At 37.0% G+C, this 15,051-nt stretch carries 15 protein-coding genes and 1 tRNA gene; 6 read left to right on the top strand and 10 right to left on the bottom strand.

The window, feature by feature from the left end; all coding sequences use genetic code 11:
* From ACJROP_RS09185 to ACJROP_RS09175, 3 genes are all read left to right on the top strand, one after another.
* Positions 1-838 (top strand): formylmethanofuran dehydrogenase subunit C (locus ACJROP_RS09185; RefSeq protein ID WP_406535173.1); only part of this gene is annotated, 838 nt, incomplete at its 5' end.
* 46 nt (positions 839-884) lie between these two features.
* Entirely contained in the window at positions 885-1,175 is a 291-nt protein-coding gene (locus ACJROP_RS09180) for a DUF2097 domain-containing protein (RefSeq protein ID WP_406535172.1), read from the top strand.
* 124 nt (positions 1,176-1,299) lie between these two features.
* Positions 1,300-1,590, top strand: coding sequence for a DUF2097 domain-containing protein (locus ACJROP_RS09175; protein ID WP_406535171.1), 291 nt, complete (start codon positions 1,300-1,302; stop codon positions 1,588-1,590).
* On the opposite strand, the gene ACJROP_RS09170 is transcribed toward ACJROP_RS09175, so the two are convergent.
* The 4 genes from ACJROP_RS09170 to ACJROP_RS09155 form a co-directional block, all read right to left on the bottom strand.
* Positions 1,591-3,273 carry an NrpR regulatory domain-containing protein gene (locus ACJROP_RS09170; protein ID WP_406535170.1) on the bottom strand — a complete coding sequence of 561 codons (1,683 nt, stop codon included), beginning with the start codon at positions 3,271-3,273 and terminating at the stop codon, positions 1,591-1,593. It lies immediately after the preceding gene.
* A gap of 46 nt (positions 3,274-3,319) precedes the next feature.
* Positions 3,320-4,675: a type I glutamate--ammonia ligase gene (glnA, locus tag ACJROP_RS09165; protein WP_406535169.1), complete on the bottom strand. Its 1,356-nt coding sequence runs from the start codon at positions 4,673-4,675 to the stop codon at positions 3,320-3,322.
* Between the two features lie 304 nt (positions 4,676-4,979).
* A complete protein-coding gene (locus ACJROP_RS09160) occupies positions 4,980-6,146 on the bottom strand; it encodes an aldo/keto reductase (RefSeq protein ID WP_406535168.1) in 1,167 nt (388 codons plus the stop codon).
* 114 nt (positions 6,147-6,260) lie between these two features.
* A tRNA-Met gene (locus tag ACJROP_RS09155) sits at positions 6,261-6,370 on the bottom strand.
* A gap of 144 nt (positions 6,371-6,514) precedes the next feature.
* On the opposite strand from ACJROP_RS09155, the gene ACJROP_RS09150 reads away from it, so the two are divergent.
* Positions 6,515-7,765, top strand: coding sequence for an adenosylhomocysteinase (locus ACJROP_RS09150; protein ID WP_406535167.1), 1,251 nt, complete (start codon positions 6,515-6,517; stop codon positions 7,763-7,765).
* 25 nt (positions 7,766-7,790) lie between these two features.
* Complete coding sequence (locus ACJROP_RS09145; protein WP_406535166.1) at positions 7,791-8,441, top strand: DUF2119 domain-containing protein; 651 nt, start codon at positions 7,791-7,793, stop codon at positions 8,439-8,441.
* Here ACJROP_RS09145 and fen read toward each other — a convergent pair.
* From fen to ACJROP_RS09115, 6 genes are read right to left on the bottom strand one after another with little or no spacing between them, the layout of a single operon-like run.
* On the bottom strand, positions 8,438-9,421 hold the full coding sequence (fen, locus tag ACJROP_RS09140; RefSeq protein ID WP_406535165.1) for a flap endonuclease-1: 984 nt from the start codon (positions 9,419-9,421) through the stop codon (positions 8,438-8,440). The genes ACJROP_RS09145 and fen overlap by 4 nt on opposite strands.
* 9 nt (positions 9,422-9,430) lie before the next feature.
* A complete protein-coding gene (locus tag ACJROP_RS09135) occupies positions 9,431-9,994 on the bottom strand; it encodes a chorismate--pyruvate lyase family protein (protein ID WP_406535164.1) in 564 nt (187 codons plus the stop codon).
* A 9-nt stretch (positions 9,995-10,003) separates the two neighbouring features.
* Entirely contained in the window at positions 10,004-11,257 is a 1,254-nt protein-coding gene (gene hacA, locus ACJROP_RS09130; protein ID WP_406535163.1) for a homoaconitase large subunit, read from the bottom strand.
* Positions 11,258-11,263: 6 nt separating this feature from the next.
* A complete protein-coding gene (locus tag ACJROP_RS09125; RefSeq protein ID WP_406535162.1) occupies positions 11,264-12,433 on the bottom strand; it encodes a homocitrate synthase family protein in 1,170 nt (389 codons plus the stop codon).
* Between the two features lie 47 nt (positions 12,434-12,480).
* Positions 12,481-13,032 carry a class IV adenylate cyclase gene (cyaB, locus tag ACJROP_RS09120; RefSeq protein ID WP_406535161.1) on the bottom strand — a complete coding sequence of 184 codons (552 nt, stop codon included), beginning with the start codon at positions 13,030-13,032 and terminating at the stop codon, positions 12,481-12,483.
* Between the two features lie 4 nt (positions 13,033-13,036).
* Complete coding sequence (locus ACJROP_RS09115; protein WP_406535160.1) at positions 13,037-13,993, bottom strand: glycosyltransferase family 2 protein; 957 nt, start codon at positions 13,991-13,993, stop codon at positions 13,037-13,039.
* 452 nt (positions 13,994-14,445) lie between these two features.
* On the opposite strand from ACJROP_RS09115, the gene ACJROP_RS09110 reads away from it, so the two are divergent.
* Positions 14,446-14,991: a TATA-box-binding protein gene (locus ACJROP_RS09110; RefSeq protein ID WP_405268921.1), complete on the top strand. Its 546-nt coding sequence runs from the start codon at positions 14,446-14,448 to the stop codon at positions 14,989-14,991.
* Positions 14,992-15,051: the final 60 nt, after the last annotated feature.

Genomic DNA, 15,051 nt, shown 5'->3' with positions numbered 1-15,051 from the left:
AACTTCTTCAATCGCTTTAGAATTTGATGAATTAATTCCTGATGAAATTTATTCATGGACTGAAGCTGATTTCGCAAAATATCAAGTCCCTATTGGAAACTCAAGATTCCCAATTACTGACTTCTTCAAAATTACTGTAGAAGGAGAAGCTAATGGACCTGATGAAGTTGAAATGATTCTCAACGGTGATTTGAACAGAGTAAAATACATCGGTTGTAAAATGAGCGGCGGAAAAATATTATGTAACAGCAGTGTAGATTTACACGTTGGTGCAGAAATGTCTGGCGGATCCATTCTCGTTAAAGGTGACGCAGCTGCTCACGCTGGAAGAGAAATGTCTGGTGGATACCTTGAAATCGAAGGAAATACCAAAGAATTTACCGGTGCTTCATACATTGGTGAATGGAGAGGTATGACCGGTGGACAAATCGTTGTAGGCGGTAACGCTGGAAAACAATGTGGGGAATGTTTAACTGGTGGAAGAATTCACGTTAAAGGTAACTGTGATATCTTAGCCGGTATTCACATGACCAAAGGTATTATTGAAATCGACGGTGACGTAAACCGTTGGCCTGGTGGTCAAATGAAAAACGGTAACATTATCATCCACGGATTCCTCGGAAGATTACTCGAAGGATTTGTTCTCGATGGTGTTGTAGTAGATCCTGAAGTTGAAGGAACTACTTTCCCAGGTAAATACATTAAATATACTGGAGATATTGGTCTTAACGGTAAAGGTAACCTTTACTTAGGCGCTGAAGCTAACAAAGAAAAATTAGCTGAATACGGCGAACTCGACGACGAATATACTTCAATCAGAGAATACAGGAATTTATAATTCCTCTCTCTTTTTCTTTTTTTATTTTTAGAAAATGGTTGATAGCATGGTAGAAGAAATTCAAATGACTTTTGATGAAGCATTGGAATATGTTAAGAATGAAGTCGAAGTTGGAGATATTTTAGAGATATCATATAGTCGTATTTTTGCCCCTGGTGAGGTTTTAGGATTCACAGAAGAGGACGACATGACCGGTGAAGGTTATAGGGTCGGTCTTCAGTTAAACGGTAAAATTTTAAATCAGTGTGTTGAAATTGATTTCAATGAAATTGAAGATGATTTAATTGAAATGCGCCACATCACTGACGATAAAGAACTCATTATAGAACTTTTGTAATTTCTCTCTTTTTTCTATTTGTTTTTTTCTAGATGCTTTCCTCTGCAACTCACTTTTTTGTTCGTTAATATACAAACATTTATATACTTGTTAAATATAATAGTATTTGCTGGAGTTGGTTATCATGAAAGAATTAGAATTGACTACAAAAGAAGCGGTAAATTACTTAAAAGAAAATGTTAAAATTCATGATAAGATTGAAATTTCATACAATAGGATTTTTGCAGAAGGAGAAGTCTTGAATATGGACTTTTCAGAATATTTCGGCGAACCGGGTTTCAAGATGTTGGTTTCACTTGATGAAAGCCAAATAGGTTCTACAGTCGAAATTGATATATATGAATTTGCGGATGATATAATTGAATTTGTTCATTATCCAAAAAAAGGAGAAGAAGTGGACGTGACTGTAATTTAATTACAATCTATCCATTTTTTCGAAAGGAATTAATTTTTCAATAGCTTTGACTTCAACATCAATGCCTTTTTCTTTTATTGCACCAATTGAATTTAAACCACTGCCTGTTACGACACCAAAGTTATAGTTATCTGCTTTTGCATTGTAGGTTACTTCTCTAGGCTTTCCAATTTTATAGATTGAAAATCCTATATTTCTGAGAATCTCTAAAAGGTAGACAGCATAATCTCTGGATATATGCGGAACTTCTTTAAAGCTGGCCAATATTTTGTTAGGTCCAATTCCTCCGCTTATTGATGTCATATTTTTTGCTAGGAATATTTGGTGAGGATCTTCTGTTGAACCGTTATATGAAATCAAGTCAATAAATAATGGCGGTTCAGTAAGTTCGAGCAGACCTCCGTATCTTGGATTGCTCATGATTCCATTATCGATTAGGATTCCATCTATGCTTAAGCTACAAATTGTAGCTATTCCAATCTTGTTATCATCGGTTGGATGGTCTATCAATCGGTAATATGGATTAACGTATTTTGGGTTGGAATTGTAAGCTTCTTCCATTATTCCTAAAGACACGTCCAAGTCATCCTTATTGATGTATGATACATTGGAGATAATGTCCCCTTTTCTTTTTTCCACATCAAAGGTAACTTGCTGAATCAAGTTCCAGGATTTTGATAGTAAAAACGGTATTTTCGGTTGGATTTCATGTTCAACTTCTTTTAAGGAATGTTTAAAAGTTGAAGTTAATGGGGATAATGTTTTAAAGTCTCTTATTTCTTCAGCTATTTTTATGTCGATATTTTGATTTTCTTCTTGAACGGCACAAAATGGGGTTACCCCTCCTACAACGGCTATTCCAACCATTCCATCAGGAACTGGAATTCCCAGAATGTCCTTTCCTTCATCAGAAATGCCGATTACTCCACCTATTCCGATTTTTCTAAGTTTATTGATGGTATCAACGGCTTTGGACCTTCCGACTCCAGGTATTAATCTGAAGTTTGCGGGAACGATTCCATTACCATTGTCAACTACATCGAGCACTGATGTAAATCCTGGTGTTGCAAATGCATCCAGAGGTGATACTGATGTTTTTTTGTAGGAAATCAATTCGGTAAATTTGATTGGTTTGTAGTCTTCTATTTTTAGCAGCCCGCCATATTGCAGCTGTGATGGTATTCCCTCATTGAGAAGTACCCCATCGATAGTTGTTCCGCATAAAGTGGTAATGTTGATTTTGTCTTCGTTAGTAACTTTATTTAAATTAACATAAGGGCTAACAGAAAGACCACTTTCGATAATTCTTTTAATTATATCGATTGATTCTTCGTTATAAATGGTTGAAGTATTGACAACTACATTTCCTTCTTGTGTCATATAGTTGAAGTCAGTCAAATAAATCATTTCTTCAAATCTTGAATAGATGAAATCAACCTGATCATAAATCAGTCCCTTTTCTAACTTTTCACGACCAAGATTTGTGATTCGCCTTCCGGAATAGCCCATTCTTTCAGTGAAACCTTTTTCATCCAAGATTTGCATGTGGTATCTGACGGCACGTTCACCTAAATTAAAGCCTTTATTCCTTAACTCGTCAGCTATTAATTTGGAACCGGTAGGCTTGTTCTGTTCATTCAGGATTCTTAAAATTTCAATCATTCTGTGTTCGGATTCAGACATAAATCAGCTCCAACTCAATTAAAAATAAAAAAAATAATATTTAGATTTAGATATCTAAATATTTTCTTTGTTCGTATCCGAATACTTGGACACGGTATTCGTCCCATTCTTGATATTTGAGCTCTAGGAATTTTTGGCTGATGTGGTCTCCTAAAGCGCCTAATATGAGTGGGTCTTCTTCAAGTGCATGGTAAGCTTCCCATAAACTTGATGGCAAGACTTTAATGCCCATGGATTCCCTTTCCTCTTCAGTCAATTGGTAAATGTTGATTTCTGTAGGTTCACCAGGGTCGATTTTGTTTTGGATACCGTCAATACCAGCTTCTAACATTACAGCGAATGCTAAGTATGGGTTACATGCTGGGTCAGGTGCTCTGTATTCAATACGGGTTGCTTTTCCACGAGCTGCAGGAACTCTGATTAATGCAGATCTGTTTTTAAGACCGTATGCTCTGTATACAGGAGCTTCATAACCTGGCACTAAACGTTTGTATGAGTTTACAATTGGGTTTGTAATTGCGGTTAATGCCGGTGCATGTTTTAATAATCCTCCCATAAAGTGGAGAGCATCTTTTGAAAGACCGGTATCTGAATTAGGATCTGAGAACAAGTTTTTGTCACCTTTGAATATGGATTGGTGACAGTGCATACCACTACCGTTTACACCGAAGAACGGTTTTGGCATGAATGTTACTCTGTAATCTAATTGGTCGAATGTAGCCATGTTATCTACAATAGCTTTGATAGCTTGTTTAAATGTGATTACTGCGTCTGCAGTTTTTAAAGCATCTTTAAATTTAAATGCAATTTCGTTTTGACCAGGTGCCACTTCGTGGTGAGAAGCTTCAACTTCAAAGTCTAGCTCTTCTAAGTTTAAGGTCAATTCTCTTCTGAAATCAGGTCCTTTGTCTAATGGTTCCACGTCGAAGTATGTTGCGTTATCGTATGGCATTGGGTATCCGTTTTCGTCAATGTCTACAATAAAGAACTCTGGTTCCGGACCGATGTTGTATTGTAATCCCATTTTTGCTATTTTTGCTAAGGATTTTTTCAATACGCTTCTTGGGTCACCAACGAACGGTTCCTGTTCAGGTGTCCAGACATCACAGATGAATCTACATACAGCAGACTCTTCAGGTCTCCAGGATAATCTGGAGTATGTGTTGATGTCAGGTTTTAAGACAAGGTCACTTTCGTTAATTCCGACAAATCCTGCAATTGAAGATCCGTCAAACAACATTCCTTCAGTAAATAGGTCTTCCATATCTTCTTTGTTGAATGGAATAACAATATTTTTCACAGTACCATTTATATCGACAAATTGTAGACGGATAAATTTGATGTTATCCTCGGTCATTTGTTCGATTATACTTTGCATTTTTTCTTCATCTATATCGCTCATTTAATCAAGCTCCAATATGTGTGTAATATTGAATTAATAAAAGTAGTCGGAAAGTATCTTCCTACCTTGGAAATATATTTCCACCTCATCGTATATAAAGGTTTTGCAAAAATAGTTGTATAGTCCTATTATGTTGTTTTTAGTATATTAATGTATAAGTTTATTCCAAATTAGTAAAAATAATCATATTGATTTTAAATTTTGATAGTTAATTGTTCAAATGAGTATAAAAAATTAATAAAAAATTGGGGCAATGTTTAGATTTCAGCTATTTGAAATGAAATAATTAAAGTTTAGAGGCTGGTTAAAAGTGGTCAAATTCGCTGCCGAAGTATTCGTGCACTTTAACGAGCTCCTCTGGAATGTCCAGCATTTGTGTGCAAAACGGAATGCATTCGCCACATTGCACGCAGCTGTCGGCTCTTGAATCATCGTCCATCAGTGTGAAATACTGCATTGCGCTGGCCTTGGGATCATCCATCATATGGGCAATGTTGTATTCGGTTAAACAATTGATGATGTCCACTCCATGAGGGCATGGCATGCAGTAGCCGCATCTTGTACAGTTGTTTCCGAGGCGTGTCCTGTATGATCTTGCAACTTCCCTTATGATTTCCTGGTCGTAATCGCTTATGATGTCCTCTCTTGAAGCTATTTCGATATTCTGTTTGACCTGTTCCATGCTGGTCATGCCGCTTAAGACACAGTCCACATCGTCCCTGTTCCATAGATATTGAAATGCCCATTCGACAGGAGTCCTTTTCACTTCAGCCATATCCCATAATTGCTGAACGTCCTGAGGGATATTGTTCACCAGCCTTCCTCCGCGAAGGGGCTCCATAATCATGCTTCCGACATTCACTTCCTTCAGGTAGTTAAGGCCCATCACTCCTGACTGATAGTATTCATCGAGGTAATTCATTTGTGTTAAAGCAACTTCCCACTTCGGATACTCGTCCAGAATCTCAATCAGATAATCAACTTCGATATGTGATGAAAATCCAACATGCCTTACTTTTCCGCTGCTTAGGCAATCATCCAAAAAGTCCAAAACGCCCAAATCATTGACTTTAGTCCAATCGGGCACGGTCAATGAATGCAGGAGGTAAATGTCAATGTAGTCGGTTTGCAGCTTTTCAAGCTGTATATCCAAATAATAGTCAAAATCAGTTCTTTTCTCCATCAGCCAAGAAGGAGATTTTGTTTGAAGGAGTATTTCATCCCTTAAATCGTTTTCTTTCAAAAATTTACCGACGAACTTCTCACTGTTTCCGTTACCGTCCAGCTCTTTTGAGTGGTAAGGATAAGCGGTATCTATAATATTGATTCCATTTTCAATGCCGTATGCAAGCATTGCGGATGCTTCTGTCTCATCGATATTTTCGTTGGAACCCTTTGTTGGAAGCCTCATTGTTCCAAAACCGAGCCTTGACACTTCAAGGCCAGTCTTTCCAAGTGTATTGTATAACATGTTCAAACCTCAATTAATTATATAAAATATCTGGTAAAACGAATATAAAATAATTGGGTTTTGAAATAAATATCTTTAAAAAATAGTTTAGATGGAAAATTCCTGGGATTAGGATGCCGGGGGCGGGATTCGAACCCGCGATCTCACGGTATCCCAGGAATAAGTCAGAGCACTGCTTTATTACCCTATGAGCCGTGCGCTCTAACCAGCTGAGCCACCCCGGCATCTAACATTTATATATTATTTTATCATTACATTTAAAGGTTTTGATTTTTTGAGTTTTTTTGTAATTTTCTTGAAAAATAGAATAATTTAAAAGGCCATGAAGTATATACTAATATATAATTCTTATTAAAGGAGAAATTTTAATGAGTACAGTTAAAGATATGTCTTTAGCACCTGAAGGTGTTAGAAAAATTGAATGGGTTCAAAAACACATGCCTGTTTTGGAACACATTAAACAAGAATACTTGGAAACCCAACCTTTCAAAGGAATTACTATTGGGTCTTGCTTACACCTGGAGCCTAAAACAATCAATTTAGGTTTAACATTGATGGCAGGTGGAGCAGAAGTTGCAATGACTGGTTGTAACCCGTTATCCACTCATGACGATGCGGTTGCAGGTGCAGCCGATTTAGGTTTGAATGTCTATGGTTGGAGAGAACAGGACGATGAAGAATATTATCAGACCATCAACATGGTTCTTGACCATAAACCTGATATAATCATCGATGACGGAGCAGACATGATTATGGTGCTTCACAATGAAAGAAAAGAATTGTTAAGCCACATCAAAGGGGCTTGTGAAGAAACAACCACTGGTGTGCACAGACTTCAGGCAATGCACGCTGACGGGGCATTGAAATTCCCTGTTATTGCAGTAAATGATGCTTATACTAAATATTTATTTGATAACCGTTATGGAACCGGTCAATCAAGCTTTGATGCGATTATGGGAACAACCAACATGGTTATTGCCGGTAAAACCGTAACTGTATGTGGATACGGCTGGTGTGGTCGTGGGCTTGCACTTAGGGCAGACGGCTTAGGTGCCGATGTTATCGTTACTGAAGTAGATCCAATCAGGGCTTTAGAAGCAAGAATGGATGGATACAGAGTAATGCCAATCCGCGAAGCGGTAAAGCAATCCGATTTAATCGTCACAGTAACAGGCAATGCGGACATCATCAGCGGCGATGACTTCAAATACATGAAAGACGGATGCATGCTTGCAAATTCAGGACACTTCAATGTTGAAATCAACAGGCCTGATTTGGAAGCCATTTCCACTGAAGTGAAAGAAGTGCGTGAAAGCATTGAGGAATTCACTACCAAAGACGGACGCAAGATTTACCTTTTGGCTGACGGCCGTTTGGTTAACCTTTCAGCAGCACGTGGACAAGGACACCCTGCAGAAATCATGGACATGAGTTTTGCCGTACAGGCATTATCTGCAAAACACATATTGGAAAATGACTTGCCTGTAGGTGTTACAAAAGCGCCTGATGAAATCGACTATACTGTAGCAACAATGAAATTGAAAGCTATGGGAATCGAAATAGACTCATTGACTGATAAACAAATTGCTTACATGTCAAACTGGCAGGAAGGAACATAATTTTCCTTCAATTTTTTTTATTTTCATGTCTTATTTTAGATACATTGATAATGGAGATGGACCAACCAAATTATTCGTTGGCGGAGTTCATGGAAACGAGGGCACAACCTCTTTGAAATTCATCAAAAGGATTGACGAAGAGGATTTGTCAGCTGGACAATTCTATTTCTATAATTTTGATAAAACGGATTATATCTCTACAATTAAAAAGGAGTATTACGATAGTGAAATCGGCCAGGAAATCCTTAATCTGATAGAATATTTCCAACCGGATTTCTATACAGAGCTTCACTGTTATGACCTTAAGAATTATGAGAAGTTAACTTCAATAGAGCGATATAAAAAAACAGGCATTCCGCCTCTTATCAAATTGGGAAATCATGTTTTGGTTTCATCCGTATCTCCTTTGATTAGAATGACTTATTTCTCAACAGAGACAGTCTGTAAAACATTGGAATTTCCATGTTTTGAAAAGTTAACTCCGGAAATCATTGAAAAATACGATTTTGATAAACAGTTGGCTATCGAAACTTATGAAGCGCTTCTTAAACTGATTTTAAAGTCACCTTCAAGAAATTATTTTGAAAGTGAAATGATGAAAAGCTATTTGCCGCAGGTTGAATTGGCAATGAAATATGCAAAAAAAGTATTTGGAGAGGATTTCCCTCCATATTAAAACCATGCATCAAGGCTTCCCTGTGATGAACTTAAGTTTTTAAGCTTATCTGATGCTTTAATGACACGGTCTTCGGAAAAGCCATGTTCGTAGCATAAAAATTCGATGATTTTGTCCTGTTTAGGTTTTTCCCACTTGATTTTGTAATCGGTATTTACGTTATGATTCAGGAATATTTCACGAACTTCCTCCAAGTCGTGTGTTGATTCCTTTTGAAGCTCAGCTATTTTTTCTTTCAATTGTCCTTTGTGAGCCAATTTAAGTGCAGTTTTGGCGCCTACACCTTTCATACCTTCACAAAAGTCAGTTCCAATCAATATTCCCATATCAATCAGTTCTTCTCTTGTAATGTCAAGTTCTCTTAAAACCCTGTTCAGCTCATAGTATTCCAAATCTCCAAGGTTTGAGCTAACGGCCAGGTTTCTCACAACTCTTTTGGCCCCGAATAACAGGCAATCGTAATCCTGTGATGCAACGGCATATGCATCTCCTTTTTGAACAAGATAGGCAGCTTGCGCTTCACCTTCTCCCTTAGCTTCTACATAAGGAATTCCCATCAATGTCAATAACTTTTTGGATGATTCAATTATTTCCGGAGACAGTTTAGATGATCTCATTGCAAATTTACGAGCCTTTTCAGTGTCTCCAGCAGCCAGCGCTTCCTTGAATATCTTTTCGGATTCCTCTCTCACTTCCCTTCTTTTTGCCTGGGTTTCACTTTTGAGTTCAGGCGCTGCACCATCAAAAATATAGATTGGTTTTATGTCCTTTTCAACCATTGAAGAGTTTCTGTACAGTATTCCGCTTAAATGGGAGGTAACATTTCCATGTTCGTCAGTCAATGGCCTTCCATCCCTTTGCCTGATTGTGGATAGGAATTGATAAAGTGTATTGAACGCATCAATTGACACGCTTCTTCCTTCCAAATCTTTGAAGCTGATTTTTTCCGGTTCAATTATGTCTTTTAGCTTAACTCCCATTTTCACACCTTAAATTTCTGCAAAATAGCTTACTGGAAACATTTCCTTAATCCACATCAATATTTCATCATGGTTGATGATTACATAATCACGGGCCAGGAAATCCTCATCGGTGTTAAACAATTCCTTTAAGGTATCGTTTGGCTTTTCAATAAAAATGTTCCTGACTTCTCTTCTGGATTCTATTTTATAGTTTTTTAGGATTCTGCCGATTGGAATGTCTGCTCTCAATAAATCCGCACAAACTTCTTTAGAGCATCTGCCTAGCGGGACATGTGAAATTGCATATATCAAAGGCTGCTCGTCCTTATGCATTATGACTTCCCTAAAGTTGATTTCTTCACCCACATCCACATTGACCAGTTTTGCACGTTCCTCATCTGCGTTTTCCAGGTGTTGGTCTAGAGTATCCAGAGTGATTTTGCCATACAAAACATCTAAAATGGCAGTGATTGATCCGTCGGTTGTCAAAAGTATTTTCTGCGTATTTGAAAATGTCTGACCATAGTCCTCTTCTAAATCGTTTATTTTTTCAATAAGCCTTTTATTAGCTTCATTCTTGTCTTTTGCCATATAAATCACTTATAAGTCTTTTGGATTTGTAATAACTCCGGTGATTGCTGAAGCAGCAACTACTTTTGAGTTAGATAAGTATACGGATGAAGCAGGATCTCCCATTCTGCCTTTGAAGTTTCTGTTGGTAGTTGAAATGCATGATTCTCCTTCTGAAAGCACTCCCATATGTCCTCCAAGACATGGGCCGCATCCAGGATTGCAGATAATGGCTCCGGCATCAATGAATGTGTCGATATAGCCTAAATGCATTGCCTGCCTGTAGATTTCTCTTGAAGCTGGCAGTATGATTAATCTAATGTCATTATTGATTTTTTTGCCTTCAAGGATTTCACAGGCATCCTTTAAATCGGATAATCTTCCGTTGGTACATGATCCAATCAGGCATTGGTCAATCGCGGTGCCTTCAATTTCTGAGATGTCTTTTACATTATCGACATCATTTGGACATGCAATTTGAGGTTCCATATCGGTAATGTCGAAGTGCATTTCTTTCAGGTAATCTGCATCGGCATCTGATTTTACGATATTCAACTCGGATTCTTTTTTGCTGGTTCTTTTGCAGATATAATCAATGACTTCTCTGTTCGGTTCCATTATTCCGTTTTTGGCACCCATCTCTATTGCCATATTGCACATTGTCGCCCTTCCTTCAACGCCCATTGCTTCTATGGTTTCGCCGCAGAATTCGGCGGTCTTATAGGTAGCACCAGCAATTCCGACTTCTCCAATGATGTTTAGGATGATGTCCTTTGGTGCGATATAAGGATTTAGCTCACCGCTGACTTCCATCTTTATGGCTTCAGGAACCATAAACCAGGTCTTTCCGGTTGCCCAAACCATTGCAAGGTCAGTTGCACCCATACCTGTGGAAAACGCTCCAAAAGCACCGTAAGTGCATGTGTGTGAGTCAGCACCAACAATTACCTTTCCGGGTTCGACCAATCCCATTTCAGGAACAACCTGATGGCAAATTCCTTCGCCATGAATGAAGTTTTTAGTAATGTTTTGGGTTTTGATGAAATCCCTGCAAACTTTTTGAAACTCGGCTGATCCAATTGTATTTGCCGGGATGTTGTGATCAAAAATGATAGCTATCTTTTCCGGGTCCCATACCTTGTCGGCCACCTTTTCAAATGTTTTGATGGCTGGAGGAGAGGTCCCGTCATGTGACATTGCAAGGTCAACAGGTATTTCGATGATTTCACCTGGGGTCACTTCATGACCTGCTTTTGCAGATAATATTTTTTCAGTAATGTTCATTTCAACCTATTCCTTTTTACTGATTTTTTTAACGATGTCCTTGAATACTTGATCGTTAATGTATTTTCCTTCTTCTCTTGATTTTTTGACTTGTTTTACAATTTCAATAAGCTCTTCATCGCTAACGTCAAGTTCGCATTCATTCAGTTTGGCCCTTACGGCCCTGCATCCGGAATGTTTGCCTAAAACAAGCTGTCTTTTTTGACCTACCAATTCGGGAAGGTATGGTTCATAACATAACGGCTCTTCAATAACTGCGTCAACGTGGATTCCGGATTCGTGCCTGAATACGTTGTTTCCGACTATAGGCTTGTTGTATGGAATCGGAAGTCCGCTTGCTTGTGATACCAAATCGGAAAGTTCTTTTATGTATTTTGTTTTAAAACCGTAGTCCTTTCCGTATAGGATTTTCATTGCCATGATGAGCTCTTCTAGAGAAGCATTTCCTGCCCTTTCCCCAATACCGTTAACGGTTGTTGAAACAGCTTTTGCACCTGCTAGAACACCTGTTATTGAGTTGATTACTGCCAATCCAAAGTCATTGTGTAAGTGAACTGCAATATCAACGTCTATGTCCTTGACAAGTTCCTTGACTAAATAATCGATACCTTGGGGTGTAATGGCGCCTGTGGTGTCGGCAATATGAACCCTGTCAGCTCCGCATTCCTGAGCCTTTGAGTAAATTCTCTTTAAAAATTCGATATCGGTTCTTGTAGCATCTTCCGCTGAAAATGCGACAAACAAACCATGGTCTTTTGCATAGTCGACAGCGGTTTCGCATAAGTTAATAGCATCCTGTCTTGTAATGTGCATCTTATGGTCCAAGTGAATGTCTGATGTTCCGACAAATGTGATGATTCCATCCACATCACAATCAAGTGCAGCATCAATGTCCTGAGGTTTTGTTCTGGTCAAACCGAGAATTGTAGCGTCCAAACCTTCGTTGGCTATCGCTTTCACGGATTCCCTTTCCCTTTCAGAAACTATCGGGAAACCTGCTTCAATCTGATGGATTTTAAATTGATCGAGTTTGCGAGCAATTTTTAGTTTGTCCTCTAAACCGAAACAGACTCCAGGGGTCTGTTCCCCATCCCTTAAAGTGGTGTCATAAATTGTGATGTCATCTGGAAATTTTAGTTCAGATTCTTTATTATAATGACTTATAAAATATTGCAATATAATCACTTCTTTTATTAATTAATATTAATTATAATAATAATGTATCAGTTAGTTATATTTAAACTTTCTAAAAGCTCCAGATATGAAGTTCTTTCAAAGCCATCTGTGATGCCTAATTTTTCAAATAATTTAAAAATAGAGTTTTGGGCTTCACTGTAGTCTTCCCCATCGCTTAAAGCTATTTCAATCTCCATATAAGGGTCAAGCCCTTCGATGTCATCTAGGGAAATTTCAAAGTTTTCATAGGTATAATACTGGCGGTTTTTCCTGACTGCCCTTACCTTCCTAAAGCCGATAGCTTCAAAGATGCCGGAGCATTTCCGGGAGTCTTCTATTCCCATTTCAATTTCATGTCTGGTTTTTGACTCCTTATCTATTTTTGGGCCCTTGTATGTTATGAAAATGTTAGTGTCATCATCTTCTTTTGTTGTCCTTATTCTTAAGGCTTCATCAGTTTTTGCAAAATCCACTATGGGACTATTGAAGTAAATGTCTTCCTGAAACTCTTTTTTAGTTTTAACTGCGCCAATTTCGGCTAGCTTTTCTTCCATTTCACTAAAGCTATTTATCTTTGCTTTCACTTCAACTTCAATCATATTATCAACTAATGTCTATTTTGTCATTCAATCTTTTTAATAGAAACACGATTAAACCGTATTGTTTGTAGTAGAGTGCCTTTAGATATATCCTAAAGAATAACGGGAGTTCCTTGATTCCTTTGTTTTTGTTCCAGTTCGGATATTTGTTGGATACATATTTGACGATGTCTTTTATAGTGTCTTCACTGAAATCATCCATAAAGCTGCTCCTGTATACAGTTCCAATTAGCGTATGGTAGACGTTAATGTATTCCAGTTCATCATGGTATTTGTCAAAGATATTGTTCTTTCTGGCGAAATCTTCATTGGTTTCAACCATATCGTAATTGTGATATATCCTTTCATCAAAAGTGTGGGTTATTGAGGATGAATTTTGGATGTAGTTATAAAGCGGCTTTTCCACAATTGAAATCCTGTTGGTCATCATGAATATCTTGGGGAATGTTCCCAGATCTTCGTACCATTTTCCAGGGGGAAATATAATGTCGTTGTCCTTGAAAAGGGATATCTTATATAATTTGTTCCATGCTGCCGGAAATCTGACAAGATTGTAAAATCCGTTTTTCACTTTGTTCAAATCGGTTTTATTCTCATATACCCTATAAAAATAACAGACAGAAATATCAGAGTCATTTTCAATCAGATTGTTATATAATTCCATCAGGAAATCTTTTTCAACATAATCGTCGCTGTCAATGAATGAAACGTATTTTCCCGTTGCCAATTCCAAACCAAAGTTCCTGGCGGATGAAAGGCCTCCGTTTTCTTTATAGGCATAAATCATTCTTTCGTCGTCTTTAATGTTTGCTTCGATTATCTCTTTTGTTTTATCTTGGCTGCCGTCATCAACGAATATCGCTTCAAAATTCGTATAACTTTGATTTTTGATTGAAGTGATGCACTTTTCAACAAGCTGCTCCATGTTGTAACATGGTATGATGATACTTATTTTATCCATTTCAGTTACTCCTCTACTTGCTATTAGGTTTAGTACACATTATATAAATAATCTATTATTGGTTTAATTTAAAAAAGGTGCAATATTTTAATATTTCCGTCGAAATTATGGCTGATATTTCATTTTTCCAAATATTTTTTTCCACATTTTTAAATGTTATCCAGATTTTATTATTTCGATTTTTATGTAATAAATTATAGGTATTTTTATGTAATTTTTATCCAGATTTAAATATTTATTTAAATATCGGCTTTGGAAAAACTTTAACTTGAAAGTAAAATTTTAAATTATTTTTTTTAAAATTTTCGGTAAAATTTACATGACTTATATAAATAAACATACCTTTATATACTATATAAATTAAATATTTTATTAGTAAAAATTTAACACATTTTTTTTGTTTTTTTTTAAATTTTACTATTCTACTTTTAATAAAAATTGGAGGTTTTAAATTGACCGATGTTGATATAAAAATTGAAAACATTGTTGCTTCTGCAAGCATTGGTAAAGACATTGTTCTTACTGAAGTGTCTCAAGCTTTAGAAGGGGTTAATTTTAATCGTGAACAGTTTCCGGGACTTGTTTTTAAACTTAAGGATCCCAAAACAGCAGCATTAATCTTTAGCTCTGGTAAGCTTGTTTGTACTGGAGCAAAATCTATAGATGATTCTAAATTGGCAATCAAAAAGACTGTCGATTTAATGAGGACTATCGATACTGAAATTCCTCACGAATTCGAAATTAAAATTCAAAACATTGTGGCTTCTGCAAACTTAGAATCCACATTAAACTTAGAAGCGGTAGCTTTAGAACTTGAAGATACCGAATACGAACCTGAACAATTCCCAGGTTTAGTATACAGATTATCCGACCCTAAAGTGGTCCTATTATTATTTGGTTCTGGTAAAGTTGTATGTACTGGAGCTAAAACTAAAAGCGACGCCAAACTTGGTGTTGAAAGAGCTTACGATAGATTAAGTGAGCTAGATTTAATATAATTGGTGGTATTATTGATTAAACTTGTAGTATTTGACTTAGATAACGTTATTATTGATGGT

This window comes from Methanobrevibacter sp., assembly GCF_045220775.1.
GTDB lineage: Archaea > Methanobacteriota > Methanobacteria > Methanobacteriales > Methanobacteriaceae > Methanocatella.
The sequence above is the reverse complement of the archived record's forward strand: the minus strand, read 5'-3'. Positions and strand labels throughout refer to the sequence as shown.

Excerpts from the sequence above, each read along its gene's own strand:
- ACJROP_RS09180 (WP_406535172.1), top strand. The coding sequence starts at position 885 with ATGGTAGAAGAAATTCAAATGACTTTTGATGAAGCATTGGAATATGTT.
- ACJROP_RS09175 (WP_406535171.1), top strand. The coding sequence starts at position 1,300 with ATGAAAGAATTAGAATTGACTACAAAAGAAGCGGTAAATTACTTAAAA.
- ACJROP_RS09170 (WP_406535170.1), bottom strand. The coding sequence starts at position 3,273 with ATGTCTGAATCCGAACACAGAATGATTGAAATTTTAAGAATCCTGAAT.
- glnA (WP_406535169.1), bottom strand. The coding sequence starts at position 4,675 with ATGAGCGATATAGATGAAGAAAAAATGCAAAGTATAATCGAACAAATG.
- ACJROP_RS09160 (WP_406535168.1), bottom strand. The coding sequence starts at position 6,146 with ATGTTATACAATACACTTGGAAAGACTGGCCTTGAAGTGTCAAGGCTC.
- ACJROP_RS09150 (WP_406535167.1), top strand. The coding sequence starts at position 6,515 with ATGAGTACAGTTAAAGATATGTCTTTAGCACCTGAAGGTGTTAGAAAA.
- ACJROP_RS09145 (WP_406535166.1), top strand. The coding sequence starts at position 7,791 with ATGTCTTATTTTAGATACATTGATAATGGAGATGGACCAACCAAATTA.
- fen (WP_406535165.1), bottom strand. The coding sequence starts at position 9,421 with ATGGGAGTTAAGCTAAAAGACATAATTGAACCGGAAAAAATCAGCTTC.
- ACJROP_RS09135 (WP_406535164.1), bottom strand. The coding sequence starts at position 9,994 with ATGGCAAAAGACAAGAATGAAGCTAATAAAAGGCTTATTGAAAAAATA.
- hacA (WP_406535163.1), bottom strand. The coding sequence starts at position 11,257 with ATGAACATTACTGAAAAAATATTATCTGCAAAAGCAGGTCATGAAGTG.
- cyaB (WP_406535161.1), bottom strand. The coding sequence starts at position 13,032 with ATGATTGAAGTTGAAGTGAAAGCAAAGATAAATAGCTTTAGTGAAATG.
- ACJROP_RS09115 (WP_406535160.1), bottom strand. The coding sequence starts at position 13,993 with ATGGATAAAATAAGTATCATCATACCATGTTACAACATGGAGCAGCTT.